Source organism: Chryseobacterium sp. c4a (genome assembly GCF_009900745.1).
In the GTDB taxonomy this organism is placed as follows: Bacteria; Bacteroidota; Bacteroidia; order Flavobacteriales; family Weeksellaceae; genus Chryseobacterium.
Map to the genome: position 1 here is coordinate 23,970 of NZ_WXVU01000014.1, position 15,337 is coordinate 39,306.

Sequence of the window (15,337 nt, forward strand, 5' to 3'; positions counted from 1 at the left end):
ACAATAATTTAACTAGTAAGGGCAATGCTACCAAGACAATAAAGTCTTATCATAACAAAAGCGGGATATTTTATCCCGCTTTTTTATTGATCAATAGCCTGCATATTTATCTATAATATACTCTGTAGAGGCTCTTAATTCTCGTCCTGTATCAGGATCTACTCCATCCATAGTAAAAAACTCAACATGCCCATTGTACTTTGAATACCAGGTCTTCCCCAAAGCATTATTTACAGTAAGGGTATCCTTTCTTGTAATCCTTTTAAAATACTTCAGCTGAATGGTATCTTTTGGTATAAGACTGCGTCGAGGATTTTTATCTTCACAATTGGCCAACTTATACTCATTGTCTTCCCAAAACATACAATTTCTATTATCAAATAAAGTTATTGGCATACTAATTTTACCTTTTGATGAATAATAATTCCCTATTAAAACACTTATAATAAGAAAGGCTCCTGCTATGCCTAATCCGTTCTGCTTTACAAATTCCGGCATATTGAAATAAGGAGTATTTGTATTACTAATAGTTATATTAATTATTCTAGCTAATTTTTCAGGAAATGACTCATCATCTTCGTCTACCTTTATCTTTACTGTTGTTTTACTGGCATCTTCATTCTTTTTGACAAATGTCTTACAAAAATCATCAAAATTTTCATATTCTAAATACCGACTAAGTTGGTCAAGTATCTCTCCATCTCTTATATCAGGTTCCTTGTTGTTTATTATACAAATATTATAATACCTCACGAAAGTTCTTTCATTAATGATGAAGTTCCATTTTTCCTCAAAATGGTTAGATAGCTCCAAAGCTAAACCACTTTTTGCAGTCTTTTTTGGAAAGTCTTCTCGAGCCTTATTAAATACCTCATGAATTAGTAGTTTTTTCTTGGACATATATAGTTTTTTGAGTCTTTACAAAATAGATGATTATCAATCATTCCACATTACGGATTCCCATAAAGCCTGCATTGTCCATTTCGTGTCCATCAATGTCCAAAACGTGACTTAGTAATGCGTCACGCATTGTCGCATCTTTGCTTCAGAAAATCAGTGAAAAACAAAACATTACAAAAACAAATTTACAAAACTGATTTCAAAATCACCAGATAAAACGGAGGAAAACTCCGGGTTGGGAAGCAGATGTTTCTCCTCCGTTTTTGAAGGTTCACTTCCCAAAAAATTTAGAAGCGCTTCGAAATTTTAACTGTGTACTGCCCGAGATAAAAATGTCTCGGGAGGAAGAAAAACAATTTCAAACGAAAAAAATTTTAAGGAAATGATCCAGTTTTTTATGATGCTACTTTTAGCATTTACTAATAATGTCAATACAACACACTATAATGACAATCAAAAGTCAAATATCACAACTCTAAGTGCCAAAGAAGACCCAGAAACGGAAACGGGTGATGGACATGGCGGTGGCGGCAATACCACAGGAAATACGGGACAGACTCCCCCTCCTTTTTCATTGCCATAATAAATAAACAAAGGATAGATTGTAAAAATCTATCCTTTTTGTTATTTTGCACTTTAAACTGCAACCATGAAAAGGAATCTTTTATTTATTGTTGTAATAACAACCCTTTTTTCCTGCTATAAAAAAAGGTCTGAAACAAAAATAGCTCATATCCAAAATGCTTTTTATCAAAAAGCAAGGGAGTTCAGAGACAAAAAAATCTCTGATTCTGCATTCTACTACTACAACCTTGCTAAAGACGAATATTTAAAAGGCAGTGATTCCATTGGAGCCGCAGAGTCATTGATAAATATGGCCATTATCCAGACTTACTATGGTGATTTTTACGGAAGTATAGAATCTTCGTTAGAAGCTAATAAATTTCTAAAAGATGAGAAAGATAGCATCACCAGAAGAGATCTGGCTTCCAGTTACAACAATATGGGAATTGCTTCTGCATTTTTATACAATCATGATCGTGCTATTACTTTTTACCAAAATGCATTGAAATATAATGATGACGATGATAAAAAGTATATCTACTATAACAACCTTGGAAATGCATTTATCAACCAGAAAAACTACAGGCTCGCTAAAAAATATCTTAGCTACGCTACTCAATCTAAAGATCATGAAAACCAGGCAAGAGCTATTAATAATCTGGCAAATGCAAAATACCTTTCAGATAAAAGCTACGACCCTTTACCAGAGTTTCAACGCGCACTGGATATCAGAGAAAAATATAATAATCTTGAAGGACTCAATTCCAGCTTTGCCACATTAGCGGATTATTTCGTTTTAAAAGATCAGGAAAAATCTCTTATGTATGCTAAAAAAATGCTACAAACAGCCACAACAATAAATAACCCGGAGGATAAGCTACAAGCATTACAAAAGATTATTATCATTGATAAAAATGACTATAAAAAATATTTTGACAAATTTCAGTCCATTAATGATAGTGTACAGATATCCAGAAATAAGGCTAAAAATCAGTTTGCATATTTCCGATATGGTCTTGAAAAGCAAAAAACGGAAAATCAAACTTTAAAATTTCAAAAAGCAAAAAAAGAAGTACAGCTGCTGCAACAAAATATTGGGCTGGGAGCTCTATCTCTACTCATTATAGGAGGTATCGTATGGTATAAAAAAAGAAAGAAAGAAGTACAACGCGAAAACGAATTAAAGATCAAAGAAAACGAACTTAGACTCTCCAAAAAAGTACATGATGTGGTGGCCAACGGAATCTATCAGGTAATGACCAAAATTGAAAATCAGGCAGACTTCGATAAGGATAAAGCCTTAGATGAATTGGAATTTGTCTACGAAAAATCCAGAGATATCTCCTATGAAAAACCAGAACTAGAAAGCATCATGGAGTTTCATGATAAAATATCTACTCTTGTTGGATCTTTTAAAAATGATACAGTGAATACCTTCCTTGCTGGAAACGGAGTAAATATCTGGGCAGGTCTTAGTTATTCCGTACAGGATGAGGTTTATCAAATCATCCGTGAACTTTTAGTTAATATGAAAAAACATAGTGAAGCCACTTTTGTAACTTTTAAATTTGAAAGAAATAATAACCTTATCCATATTCAGTATAAAGACAATGGTATCGGTATCCCAGGAAATATTATTCATGGAAATGGGTTAACGAATACGGTTTCCCGTATTGAAAAAATAAAGGGGTCAATTATTTTTGACAATAAAACAGAAAAGGGGCTGAAAATCTATATATCATTCCCCACTTCTTAAAATGAAAAAGAAATGTTCAAAAAAATTTTAATAGCCGAAGACCACGAAAGCAGTAGTATTTCTGTACAAAGAACCCTTGAAGATCTTAATATTACCAATACAGACTATGTGTATTATTGTGATGATGCAGTAGCCAAAGTACAAAAATCTATTAGAGAGAATGATTTATATGATTTACTAATTACGGATCTCTCTTTTGAAGAAGATCATCGTGAACAAAAAATTAAAGATGGGAAAGAACTTATTAAAACCGTAAAAGAATTACATCCTTCTCTGAAAACAATTGTTTTCTCTGCAGAACATAAATCCGGTATTATCAATTCTCTTTTTACAGAATATGGAGCTAATGGATTTGTTCGTAAAGCCAGAAATGATGCTAAAGAACTTAAAAAAGCCATTGCCTCAGTATTTGAAGGTAACAATTATCTATCCCTTGATCTTAAACAGGAAGTGAAGAAACTCAACAATTATGAGTTTTCAGAATATGATATCACCCTTGTCTCTCTTTTGTCACAAGGAGTGCTACAAAAGAATATTCCTGTGTATCTTCAAAACAACAACATTAAGCCCAATAGTCTGAGCAGCGTAGAAAAAAAGCTAAACAGCCTTAAAGAAGAACTTGGAATCACCAATAATGAACAACTTGTTGCTTTTTGTAAAGATCTAGGGATTATCTAGACTAGAACAAAACCTATCATTTTATACAACCTTTCAACTTTTTGAAAGGTTTTTTGTTTTTACGGTTTCCCGTAAGGATTGGAAATTAAACGATCTTACTTTTGGGATATAAAAAAAATAATCATGGATCTTAAGATTAAACTTGAGCAATTACAACAAAAAGTCACAGCATTAAAAGATCATATTGCGACCGAAGAAGCAACTAAAAATGCTTTTGTAATGCCTTTCATACAAATTCTGGGTTATGACATCTTCAATCCTACAGAAGTTATTCCTGAACATATTTGTGATATTGGAACTAAAAAAGGTGAAAAGGTAGACTATGTAATTAAAAACAATGACGAACCTATTTTCATAATTGAATGCAAGCATTGGAAAGAAAATGCTGATGCTCATAATTCTCAACTACATAGATATTATCACGTTTCCAAAACAAGGTTTGGAGTTCTTACTAACGGTATTATTTATAATTTTTATACTGACCTTGAAAAACCTAATATTATGGATGAAAAACCATTTTTCACTATCAATATTGAGGACTTAAAAGACAGTTCTATAAAAATTCTCGAAAGTTTTACCAAAAAAGACTATAATCTTGAAAGCATTTTAGATTCTGCTGAGGCTCTAAAGTACATTAAGGCTATCAGAAAGGAGTTTGAAAAGGAGATAGAATCCCCTTCTGATGAAATTGTTAAACTTTTAGTAAACAGATTTTTTGATAAACCCATTACAGCAAATAGATTAGTTTCTTTTAAAGAATATACTAAAAAGGCATTAACAACTTCTATCAATGAGTCCATTAGCTATAGGCTTAAGTCTGCTTTAAGCATTAATGAACAAATTGAAAAACAAGATGATGATATAAAACCACCCCCATCTATTGATGAAAATAATGATTCTAAAATTGTTACTACTGAAGAAGAACTTGAAGGGTTTCAAATTGTAAAAGCTATAATGAGAGAGAAGATTCCTTCTACACGTATAGCTTATAGAGATACATTATCCTATTTTGGAATCCTATTGGACGACAATAACAGAAAGCCACTTTGTAGACTCCATTTTAACACATCCAACAAGTATATCGAAACATTTCATAATGGGAAAGATTCTGGTGAAAAGGTCTTGCTAAACAGCCTTGACGAAATATACAATTTCAGAAATGAGCTTCATAAAACGCTTGAACATTATTAATCTATATCAAATAAAATACTTGCCATAACCATGAAAACATATATATAAAAACTAAAAAACAAATATTATGAAAAAACTACTTTTCACAGGTCTTCTGGGACTTGGTCTTTTATTACCCGCTAACATTTCCGCATCTACAGCCAGCACATCTTCATCCAAGGAATCTTTCGAAAAGCCAAGAAAGGGGAAAACTAAAACCAGCAGAAAAAGCAAATCAACAAGATCTAGCTATTCTTCACCAAGATCCTATTCAAGCTCAACCAGTAGAGGATGTACTTACAACGGAAATCAGTTGTACGTCGGATCACGAGGAGGCTGCTATTATTACTCCGGAAATACTAAGCAGTATGTAGATAGATCTTATTGTGCTGGCTGTAATTAAAATATAAAGCTAATAACCATGAATTTTAAGTAATTCAAAAAAAAACACTCAACATATAACCATCATTAAAAAGCGAAGATTCATCTTCGCTTTTTTGACGCATTCAGGCTTTAAAAACTGATAATTGCCATGATAGATGTTTATTATTATTTAAGCATTCCAACTTAATTCTAATATAGAGCTTTATTCGCAACACAAATCTAAAACCATGAAAATCAGATAGAAATAAATTACACATTTTTATATTTTTCAGCTAACTATTATAATTTTTTGTACTTTAGTATAACACCAAAAAACATTTAACTGATGAATAAAAAAATATTTTTTTTATTGCTCCCCTTCCTTGGATATGGACAATATAACTTAGTGAACGTTACGAATTACTGTGGGAATACCAATCCATCCCGTTCAAACAGATATACTCATATATTTGAAAAAACAGAAAATTTTCTGGTCTATAAATTCTATAAAGACTGCCAAGCATCAGGACAGGATAACACTTTTTCAGTTTGGGCTTATGACGGACAAAATCCTCCTTATAAACTAAAATATGATAATGGCAATGAGGTAAATGATACCTCAAACCTTTGGGCGGGGGAACTAGTAAATAGTAATAATAAAATCTTTTATACTAAACCTCAAATTCCAAATAGCAATAATGTAGACACTCATAAAGAACTTTGGTATTTTGATGAAACCATTTCAAAGACCTTGGTTCATCAAGTAAATACAGGCTCTTTTCCCTCTGGCTGCAAAACTTTTGAAAACCTTACCCCATTTTTGGGTGGATTCTACTATACTGGTGATATCAACAATACTTGTTATATAGACCAAAATATAAATACAACATATCAATTTACAGCTAATAGATATAAAAATTACTGGAACCCTCCATTCATTTTTAGCAACATAGAGCACAATGGAAGTTTATTCTATAAAACATGGAAGGATAATACAACAATAAGCAATACTATTAAAAAATACAATCCCACAAACAATCAGATAACAAGCATCGTTTCATCTGAAAATGATCAATTTGGTGCTTATCCAAACTATTTAACAAAATTCAAAAACAAACTGTTTTTTATCAATCGAACAACTCAATATGGAATTGAAATTTATTATTACGATGATACATCCAATAGTATAACCTGCTTAGATGTAACACCAGGAAACAGCTCTTCAAATCCTTCTTTCTTAACAGTCTATAATGATAATTTATACTTTTATAATATAGCAAATAACAAATATTATATCTATAAATATGACGGAATCAACTCTCCTACCATAATTCATCAAGAAAATATTACCACGCCGGGAGGAAATTATGATTATACTGGTATATGTGGATATAATGGGAAGATATATTTTGTAAGAACAACCTCATTATTAGGAGGAGATCAGAATAACTTCACAACAGAATTGTTTGAATATGCAGGTTCCGGTAATGCTCAATTAGTCGCATCTTTTCCCGAATTCAGAGTTCTTCCTTATGGCCCTATAAATAACACCCTCGTTAATTACCTTCCTCAGTTTAACAGTTCCGGAAGAAGTTCTATATTCTCTTTTAAAAATAGCTTGTACATTGTAGGATTTCAAAAATATGGCAGCAATTTTACTGGGGAAGACCTATGGAAGATCTCACCAAACACTACCTTATCTGCCAGAGACACTGATACACAGCAAAGAATAGATGTTATAGTATACCCTAACCCCACCAATGATGAGGTTAGTCTAAAGTTCACAAAGAGCCCTACAACTGTAAAAGTTGAGATTTATAATGCAGCATCACAATTGATGAAAACAATAGATTTTAATGATAAAGACGAACTCAGGTTTAAGATGCCTGACTCTAAAGGAACATATTTGCTAAGAATCATTAGCGATCAAAAAAGTATAGTTACTAAAGTGACAAAAAAATAACATTGTACTACTACAAAATTCAGAATCTATAAAATAAAAAAGCGAAGATTGTCTTCGCTTTTTTATTTTATCATCATTTCCGTATGCGGAATATCGTCTTCTAAATATTTCTTTCCGGTATCCTCAAAACCAAAATCTCCGTAGAATTTCAACAGATAATCTTGCGCTGAAATCCTGATTTCTGAAGTGTGAAAACGATTTTCTATCGTATCAACTGCATACTTAATCAAAAGCTGTACAAATAAAGGATGCTAATGCAGGTACAAGGAAGATATTCCCAAACATATTTTAAAAAACAGGCTGCATGTTTTTTAGCAGCCTATTTTTATAGATTCTAAAGCATTATCTTAAGTTCAAAGAATATTAAACAATATTTCCTGATGCATCTACCCAACTATTTCCATTAAACCAGATCGGCTTTAATAAATCTGTATCAAAAATCATCGAGCCGACGGAATTATTCTGAGGTCTTTGTGATGAACTTAAATGTATAGTTGAATTATATTTATTAGGAATATATGCACCAAGGTTCTTATCCCTCACATTTTGGATTGTGGTCATTTTTCCATTATCAATAATACCTGCACTTGGTAATCCAAAATATTTAATGGTTACATTTTCTATTTTTGTAGCTTCAGCAGAATTATCAATCTGTAATTCCTGCCAAAATCCTCCTAAAACGGTTGCTCCCTGACCTTGAAACCAGGCTTTTTTGGATGCATAGCAATTAATATAAACCGTATGAATTCCGTCATCAAGAATATCTGCAATCGAATGATCATTTTCAAAAGCACTTCCAATAAACGTATTGTATCGGCTTTCTCTGCTTACCATTACACCATATTTTGTACAGGACTCCGGAGTTCCACTATAAAAAGTATTTTGATCACCTTGAAAAATATTGACTCCAAAAGGCATTCCCTCCATTTTAATATCATAAAAAGAATTGTTACTACAATTTCCAATTCCCTTTAATACCTCTACTATTACTTCTTTTCCGTCTTTTATCTTTTTTTCTTTTTCTATTCTATGCCCATGATCCAGTTTTAATCCCTGATAAGGAATATTTTTATTACCTGTTTTCATAACAGTATCAACATCAGAACTACATTGTAAATTTTTGAAACCGGAAAGCATAACTCCCTTAAAATGAAAACCAATTCCTAAGTCTTTATCAGCTTCCCGTACAGCAACATTCTCCCAATTACAATGAGCTATTCCTTGGGCTAAGATCAATACTTCTGTATTATACTGCCCTTCTACAACAATATTGTTAAGGTTTAAGTTTTTACAAAACGGTGGCGAATCATTATTATCCTTAAAGGCATTCATCTCCAATGCAATACCTCCCTTCATGCATTTCAAAACAACACCTCTAAAAGTTTCTCCTTTAATAGTCAGGTTCTCTATTTTTATATTCCCAATATCAGTATATCGATAAATACCATTAGGAAAATAAATAGTGATCGCTTTGTCAAATTGATGGTACATTGCACCATTTTCAGGTATTATTCTCTCTTTTCTGTAATTTTCACAAAACGCCAAAGCCTTTTTAATCGCAGCACTATTATCTGTAAAATCATCTCCCTTAGCTCCAAATCTTTGGATATTTAATTGTCCACTGGTCAAAAAGTTAATATCCACATAAAAATCATTTCCTTTTTTTCTGTAAACGACTCCATCATCAGTTACTGCTGCAGAACCTGTATATTTTTGATAGTTCACATTTTCCTTGGTAAAACTATCCACTAACTGAACTACATCATCTGAAGGATATGCACTCGTTGGGCTAAAAAAATCTTCTGTAAAAATCATAATAATCTATTGTTTAAGGTTAACATGACGAAGATATCAAGAGACAGCGCCAAAACTTGACATATCATAAAAAAGAATCAAGGTAAAAAAAGCATCCCATTATTGAGATGCTTTCTATTTTATTTTCTAATCATTTCCGTATGCGGAATATCGTCTTCTAAATATTTCTTTCCTGTATCCTCAAAACCAAAATCTCCGTAGAATTTCAACAGATAATCTTGCGCTGAAATCCTGATTTCTGAAGTGTGAAAACGATTTTCTATCGTATCAACAGCATACTTGATCAATACCTTTCCTAAGCTCTTTCCCCTAGCCTGTTCTGTGGTGAGAACCCTACCAATAGAAGTTTCATCATATTTTATTCCTTTATCGAAAATACGGCAATACGCAAGTACTTCCCCTTTTTCTTCCGCCCAGATATGAACCGCTTTCTGGTCATAATTATCCAGGTCAGGGTAAGGACAATTTTGTTCAATCACAAAAACATCAATACGAGCCTTTAAAACAGCATATAATTCAGAAACTGTAAACTCTTCAAAAGTCTTAATTTTCCAAATAATATTATTCATCGAAGCTTACACCATTTTGAGTTAAAAAATCATTTGTCTTAGATATAAAATCTAAAATAGCATCTCCTCCTTCTTTCTTTTCAGCTGAGGTAATATATAACTCTGGAAGATCTTCCCATGTTTTATGCAGTTCTAATTTATAGTCTTCAACATTCTTGATCACAGCATTAGGTTTTAGCTTGTCTGCTTTTGTAAATACAATTGAAAACGGAACACCACTTTCTCCACACCATTGCATAAAATCAAGATCAATGGCCTGAGGTTTATGTCTTATATCTACCAATACAAAAAGGTTCACCAGGTTTCTTCGGTTCAGGATATAATTAGTAATCAGCTTTTCAAAATCCTTTCTCTGAACCTTTGAAACTTTTGCATATCCATATCCCGGTAAATCGGTAAGATACCAGTCCTCATTAACTAAGAAATGATTGATCAGCTGAGTTTTTCCCGGAGTCTGTGACGTTTTAGCAAGATCCTTATGATTCATCATGGCATTAATCAATGATGATTTTCCTACATTAGATCTTCCGATAAAAGCATACTCAGGAATATTCGGTTCAGGACATTCCTGCCATTTTCCACTACTTTTTACAAACGTTGCTGTCTTAATAATCATTTTTGAATATATTTTAGAAAAATAAACCATTAAGAAAAGCTCTTAATGGTCATTTATTATGTTTTAAACTTTATCTTTTATCCAGCTATACAGGATTTCACAAAACTCATCCGGTTTTTCCATCATGGCGGCGTGGCCACAATGATCGATCCAGAATAGTTCTGAATTAGGAATAAACTTATGCATATCTTCAGCCACTTCAGGCGGAGTTACATTGTCCTGTTTTCCCCAGATCAGACAAGTAGGTGTTTGAATCTTTGGAAGATCATTCAACATATTGTGTTTGATGGCACTTCTTGCCAACATTACCGTTTTTATTCCTTTCATTCTGTCATTCACCACTGAGAAAACTTCGTCAACAAGATCTTCAGTGGCGATCTTAGGATCGTAGAATACCTCTTCTGTTTTCTTTCTGATATATGATCGGTCATTCTTTCTTGGAAAACTATCCCCGAAAGTTCTCTCATACAAACCTGAGCTCCCAGTTAGAACCAAGTTCTTTACCAGATCAGGTCTCGCCAAGGTCAAAATAAGCCCTACATGCCCGCCCATAGAGTTTCCCACAATGGTAACAGGCCCTGAAATATGACTTTCAATAAACTTGATGATATATTTTGCTATAGTGGTAAGATTCGTATTGAGTACCGGCAAATCATAGATCGGCAGCTGAGGAACATATACTTTGAATCCTCTGTCTGAAAAAAAATCTACCATTTTATCGAAATTGCTCAAACCACCCATTAATCCGTGCAACAGCACTAATGGATGTCCTTCCCCCGCCTCTACATAGGAATATTTCTTTTCTTTTTTCGTACTAAATATCATATAATGCCTTAATAAAGCCCTGCAAAAATACAAATTAAACCTCAAAAATATTTTGATTATCCTAATTTAAGATAAAAATAATACAATATTCTGCTTTTTAACTTTTTTTTTCAAAACCCCTTTATTATGGCTTAAATAACAGTTTTAACAACCATCTACATATCAATGAATTACATTCTTGGAACTCAATCTTTAATAAAACTTATTAACATTGAGTCAAAAAGTGGGAAAAAGTGGGAAATTTTGGAAATTATTATATAAATTTGTCCCAAATGAAAAATTTCATTGGAACATATGAGTGTAAAATTGACGACAAAGGCCGCTTAAAAGTTCCTTCATCTTTAATCAAACAGATGGAAAACTTCGAAGACAAGGCATTTGTAGTCAAAAGATCTGTGTTCCAACCTTGTCTGGAGGTCTATCCAATGAATGCATGGGATAAACTGATGGGCAAAATTAATAAACTGAACAGATTCATAAAAAAGAATGCTGATTTCATACGAATGTTTACGGCAGGAGTAAAAACAGTAGAATTGGATAACGCAGGCAGACTACAGATTTCAAAAGACCTGATGAGTTTCGCAAATCTTCAGAAAGATATTGTGATTACCAGTGCAGGAGAGCTCTTCGAAATTTGGGACAAAGATGCTTACGAACAGGTAATTTCCACCAATGAAATTGATTTTGCCAGCCTAGCCGAAGATGTAATGGGCTCTTTTGACGAAGAATAACTGTAGTTATTAAGGATTTTATTAATAAAAAACACAATTAAGCATGTATCATAACCCCGTTTTGTTGAAGCAGAGTGTAGATGATTTGGTGACGAATCCTGACGGAATCTACGTGGACTGCACCTTTGGAGGTGGAGGCCACTCGAGGGAGATTTTGAGCAGACTTTCTGATAAAGGAAAACTGTTCAGCTTTGACCAGGATCTGGATGCGCTTAAAAATACAATTGATGACCCTAGATTTACATTGGTAAATCAGAATTTCAGATTTCTGGAAAACTCATTACTAATGTATGGAATATCACAAATTGATGGGGTGTTGGCAGACTTAGGTGTTTCATCTCACCAGTTTGATGAAGCAGACCGTGGGTTCTCTACAAGAAGCAATGCTCCTTTGGATATGAGAATGAACGTAATGCAAAACCTTGATGCCAAAAGAGTGATTAATGAATATGGAGAAGAAGAGTTGGCAGATATCTTCTATCACTATGGAGAATTAAGAGAAGCAAGAAAACTGGCTAGAGATATTGTTCACCATAGAAAAACAAAAAGTATAGAAACCACTGAGGATTTGAAAAAGCTTTTCAGCTACCTTCCACCTCATAAAGTGAATAAATTCTATGCACAACTTTTCCAGGCCGTAAGAATAGAAGTTAATCAAGAGCTTGAAGTATTAAAGGAAATGCTGGTTCAGGCTTTCAATGTTTTAAAACCGGAAGGAAGATTAGTCGTTATTTCTTACCATTCTTTAGAAGACCGTTTGGTAAAAAGATTCCTGAAAAACGGAATGTTCGAAGGAGAACCGGAAAGAGATATCTACGGAAATTATAAAAAAGCATTTGAGCTAGTAAAGAGCAAAGCAATCATCCCGGATGATAAGGAGATTGAAGAAAACTCAAGAGCAAGAAGTGCTAAAATGAGAACAGGAATAAAAGTTTAAAAGTGAATGAATAAACCGTCAATAGTAAATTTTAAAAAATTAGATTGACCATTGACAACCAAGTGAATTCACGACAAAACAAATTGATTGAATTAAAGTGGCAAAAAGAACAACAAATCGCCCCCAGAAAAGACTCACTTTTATAGATATTATAAAAGGAAACTTTCTGAATCGTGATGAGATCAAAATACATTACAAGTATTTTCTCTTGTTGTTTGTCCTGATGATGGCTATGATTTACAGTAACCATCTCGTCAATAAAAAAATAAAAATTGTAAACGCCTTAAAGGAAGAAACAGAAGAATATAAATCGAGAAACGCTTACGCCCAGAGTAAGCTGATCAAGGTAAAAATGGAATCAGAGCTGGGGAAAGAGGTTGCAAGGGACTCATTGATGACCCTCGAAAACCACCCTCATAAATTGCTAATAAAACTGGACAGTACAGATGCAAAAGCAAAATGAATACGATAATAAACGTAAAAAAACGTTACGATGGGGCTACCTCTTTGCAGTGGTAGCTTTGTGCGTGTTTGTAATGTTCTTGGCAAGGATTGTAATCCTTCAGAATACCAATGTTCAGGAAATTAAGGATGATTACATTAATAAAAATTATCGTGAAGCCACTTTAAAAGCTGCCCGCGGTAATCTATTTGCCTCCGATGGATCTATTTTGGCAACAACAGTGATGCGCTACGACATCTATCTTGACTTCAAAACGATGAAAGATACGATCTACAGCAACAATATCGGGGCATTAACGGATTCTCTGAGCAAAATGTTCGGAAAATCCAGAGGAGAGTTCAGACAAAAATTTGACGAACAAAAGAAAAAGAAAAACCAATATTATACTCTGGTAAAAGGTCTTGATTTTGACCAATACGACAGAATCAGACAGTTTCCGATTTTCAAAAGAGGTAAAAACAAAGGCGGTTTTATCGTAGACAGAAACTACAAAAGAGAGCTTGCTACTTCAGAAATTGGTGCAGGAACCATCGGTATAGATAATGGTGAGCTTAAATCCGGATTAGAAGGAGCTTTCTCTAAACACTTAACCGGTACTGACGGAAAAAGATTAGAGCAAAGAATCAATTCATCCCAATGGAAACCAATTGACTTCTGGAAAGTTCAGGAACCGGTAGATGGAGAAGATGTATACACCACTTTAGACCTTAGAATTCAAGACATTGCACATTCCGCGTTAGAGAAGCAGCTGATGCACTACGAAGCAAAACACGGAACTGTAATTGTCATGGAAGTGGAAACCGGAAAAGTACGTGCATTAGTTAATTTAAGAAAAACAGAATCAGGAGATTATGAAGACTCTTACAACTATGCACTAAAAGATAATATCGAACCCGGTTCAACCTTCAAAACCATTTCGCTTTTAGCAGCAATGGATGATGGATTCATCGATGAAAACACAACGGTAAATGTAGGAAACGGAGTTTGGACGTATGCAAAACAAAGAATTTCTGACGGTCATGGAGGAGGAACATACGATATTAGTGATGTTTTAGCCAAATCCAGTAACGTAGGAACAGCTAAACTGATCACAAAATATTACGCTGAAAAACCTCAGATCTTCCTTGACCACTTAAAACGTTGGAAATTATTTGACAAAATGGACATCGAGCTTCCGGGAATCACAAAACCAAAGATCGTAACTCCGGAAAATAAAAGATGGAATGCAGCTACACTAGCTTCTATTTCATTCGGATACTCTTCCAATGTTAACCTGCTTCAGCTGGCAACCTTCTACAACGGAGTCGCTAACGGTGGTAAAATGCTTAAACCATTATTCATTGATAAGATCATGAAAGATGGAAAAGTAATGTACAAGGCGAAACCCGAAGTAATGGTAAACAAAATGGCATCTGAGAAGGCCATCAAAATGATGACCAATGCATTAACCAAAGCCGTAGAAAAAGGAACAGGGCGAAGCATCTTTACCCCTAACCTGAAAATGGCAGGGAAAACAGGAACGGCAAGGTTTGAATACTGGCTTCCTGGCCCGATGAAATACCGTGCATCATTCGCAGGGTTCTATCCGGCAGATGCACCCAAATATACATGCTACGTAATGGTAAGTGAGCCCAATACTTCAATTGGATTTTATGGAGGCCCTGTAGCAGCACCGGTGTTTAAAGAAATTGCAGGAAAAACATTCCTGAAAACACCACAAAATATTGAAAAAGAAATGCTCGTAGACAAAAAGGTAAACCTTAACAAAATGGTGGAACCTAATGTGAAAGTAGCAGTCAATGATAAGCAAATGCCCAATGTAGTAGGACTGATTGGTAAAAACGTCATCCCACAATTGGAAAACTTAGGATATCGTGTCGATTTTAAAGGCGTTGGAAGAATCAAAGAACAATTCCCATTAGAAGGCACAACGATCAGTAAGAATCAGAGAATATATTTATCTCTGCAGAATTAAAAAGAAACAGAG

The 15,337-nt window shown here is 33.9% G+C and carries 16 protein-coding genes; 10 read left to right on the plus strand and 6 right to left on the minus strand.

The features are described from left to right. Nucleotides 1-90: 90 nt before the first annotated feature. The gene (locus GTR01_RS17130; RefSeq protein WP_160139000.1) at nucleotides 91-900 is read right to left on the minus strand and encodes a hypothetical protein; all 810 of its coding nucleotides are present in this window, start codon (nucleotides 898-900) and stop codon (nucleotides 91-93) included. 382 nt (nucleotides 901-1,282) lie between these two features. Between GTR01_RS17130 and GTR01_RS17135 the strand changes: the two genes are divergently transcribed. The 6 genes from GTR01_RS17135 (at nucleotide 1,283) to GTR01_RS17160 (ending at nucleotide 7,394) form a co-directional block, all read left to right on the plus strand. Beyond that, on the plus strand, nucleotides 1,283-1,483 hold the full coding sequence (locus GTR01_RS17135) for a hypothetical protein (protein WP_160139001.1): 201 nt from the start codon (nucleotides 1,283-1,285) through the stop codon (nucleotides 1,481-1,483). A gap of 66 nt (nucleotides 1,484-1,549) precedes the next feature. After that, nucleotides 1,550-3,220, plus strand: coding sequence for a tetratricopeptide repeat-containing sensor histidine kinase (locus GTR01_RS17140; RefSeq protein ID WP_160139002.1), 1,671 nt, complete (start codon nucleotides 1,550-1,552; stop codon nucleotides 3,218-3,220). A 12-nt stretch (nucleotides 3,221-3,232) separates the two neighbouring features. Continuing rightward, a complete protein-coding gene (locus tag GTR01_RS17145) occupies nucleotides 3,233-3,898 on the plus strand; it encodes a response regulator (protein ID WP_160139003.1) in 666 nt (221 codons plus the stop codon). A 123-nt stretch (nucleotides 3,899-4,021) separates the two neighbouring features. Further along, nucleotides 4,022-5,089 (plus strand): type I restriction endonuclease, encoded by a 1,068-nt coding sequence (locus GTR01_RS17150; protein WP_160139004.1) that lies wholly within the window; start codon nucleotides 4,022-4,024, stop codon nucleotides 5,087-5,089. Between the two features lie 67 nt (nucleotides 5,090-5,156). Next, nucleotides 5,157-5,471, plus strand: coding sequence for a hypothetical protein (locus GTR01_RS17155; RefSeq protein ID WP_160139005.1), 315 nt, complete (start codon nucleotides 5,157-5,159; stop codon nucleotides 5,469-5,471). A gap of 306 nt (nucleotides 5,472-5,777) precedes the next feature. Continuing rightward, a complete protein-coding gene (locus tag GTR01_RS17160; protein WP_160139006.1) occupies nucleotides 5,778-7,394 on the plus strand; it encodes a T9SS type A sorting domain-containing protein in 1,617 nt (538 codons plus the stop codon). Between the two features lie 62 nt (nucleotides 7,395-7,456). Here GTR01_RS17160 and GTR01_RS17165 read toward each other — a convergent pair whose 3' ends face one another. The 5 genes from GTR01_RS17165 to GTR01_RS17185 all read right to left on the minus strand — a co-directional run bounded on the left by GTR01_RS17165 (nucleotide 7,457) and on the right by GTR01_RS17185 (nucleotide 11,219). Beyond that, on the minus strand, nucleotides 7,457-7,624 hold the full coding sequence (locus GTR01_RS17165; RefSeq protein WP_228452270.1) for a GNAT family N-acetyltransferase: 168 nt from the start codon (nucleotides 7,622-7,624) through the stop codon (nucleotides 7,457-7,459). A gap of 133 nt (nucleotides 7,625-7,757) precedes the next feature. Continuing rightward, nucleotides 7,758-9,209 carry a glycosyl hydrolase family 28-related protein gene (locus tag GTR01_RS17170; RefSeq protein WP_160139007.1) on the minus strand — a complete coding sequence of 484 codons (1,452 nt, stop codon included), beginning with the start codon at nucleotides 9,207-9,209 and terminating at the stop codon, nucleotides 7,758-7,760. Nucleotides 9,210-9,328: 119 nt separating this feature from the next. Continuing rightward, nucleotides 9,329-9,778, minus strand: a complete 450-nt coding sequence (locus GTR01_RS17175; RefSeq protein WP_160139008.1) for a GNAT family N-acetyltransferase — start codon at nucleotides 9,776-9,778, stop codon at nucleotides 9,329-9,331. Then, the gene (gene yihA, locus GTR01_RS17180) at nucleotides 9,771-10,394 is read right to left on the minus strand and encodes a ribosome biogenesis GTP-binding protein YihA/YsxC (protein WP_160139009.1); all 624 of its coding nucleotides are present in this window, start codon (nucleotides 10,392-10,394) and stop codon (nucleotides 9,771-9,773) included. Before yihA ends, GTR01_RS17175 begins: the two co-directional genes overlap by 8 nt. 63 nt (nucleotides 10,395-10,457) lie before the next feature. Then, nucleotides 10,458-11,219 carry an alpha/beta fold hydrolase gene (locus tag GTR01_RS17185; RefSeq protein WP_160139010.1) on the minus strand — a complete coding sequence of 254 codons (762 nt, stop codon included), beginning with the start codon at nucleotides 11,217-11,219 and terminating at the stop codon, nucleotides 10,458-10,460. 272 nt (nucleotides 11,220-11,491) lie between these two features. Here GTR01_RS17185 and mraZ point away from each other — a divergent pair, with 272 nt between their 5' ends. The 4 genes from mraZ (at nucleotide 11,492) to GTR01_RS17205 (ending at nucleotide 15,325) form a co-directional block, all read left to right on the plus strand. Next, nucleotides 11,492-11,950: a division/cell wall cluster transcriptional repressor MraZ gene (gene mraZ, locus GTR01_RS17190; RefSeq protein ID WP_160139011.1), complete on the plus strand. Its 459-nt coding sequence runs from the start codon at nucleotides 11,492-11,494 to the stop codon at nucleotides 11,948-11,950. A 43-nt stretch (nucleotides 11,951-11,993) separates the two neighbouring features. Next, entirely contained in the window at nucleotides 11,994-12,887 is an 894-nt protein-coding gene (gene rsmH, locus GTR01_RS17195; RefSeq protein WP_160139012.1) for a 16S rRNA (cytosine(1402)-N(4))-methyltransferase RsmH, read from the plus strand. Between the two features lie 97 nt (nucleotides 12,888-12,984). Then, nucleotides 12,985-13,350: an FtsL-like putative cell division protein gene (locus GTR01_RS17200; protein WP_053327577.1), complete on the plus strand. Its 366-nt coding sequence runs from the start codon at nucleotides 12,985-12,987 to the stop codon at nucleotides 13,348-13,350. Further along, nucleotides 13,334-15,325: a penicillin-binding transpeptidase domain-containing protein gene (locus tag GTR01_RS17205; protein ID WP_160139013.1), complete on the plus strand. Its 1,992-nt coding sequence runs from the start codon at nucleotides 13,334-13,336 to the stop codon at nucleotides 15,323-15,325. Before GTR01_RS17200 ends, GTR01_RS17205 begins: the two co-directional genes overlap by 17 nt. Nucleotides 15,326-15,337 lie beyond the last annotated feature (12 nt).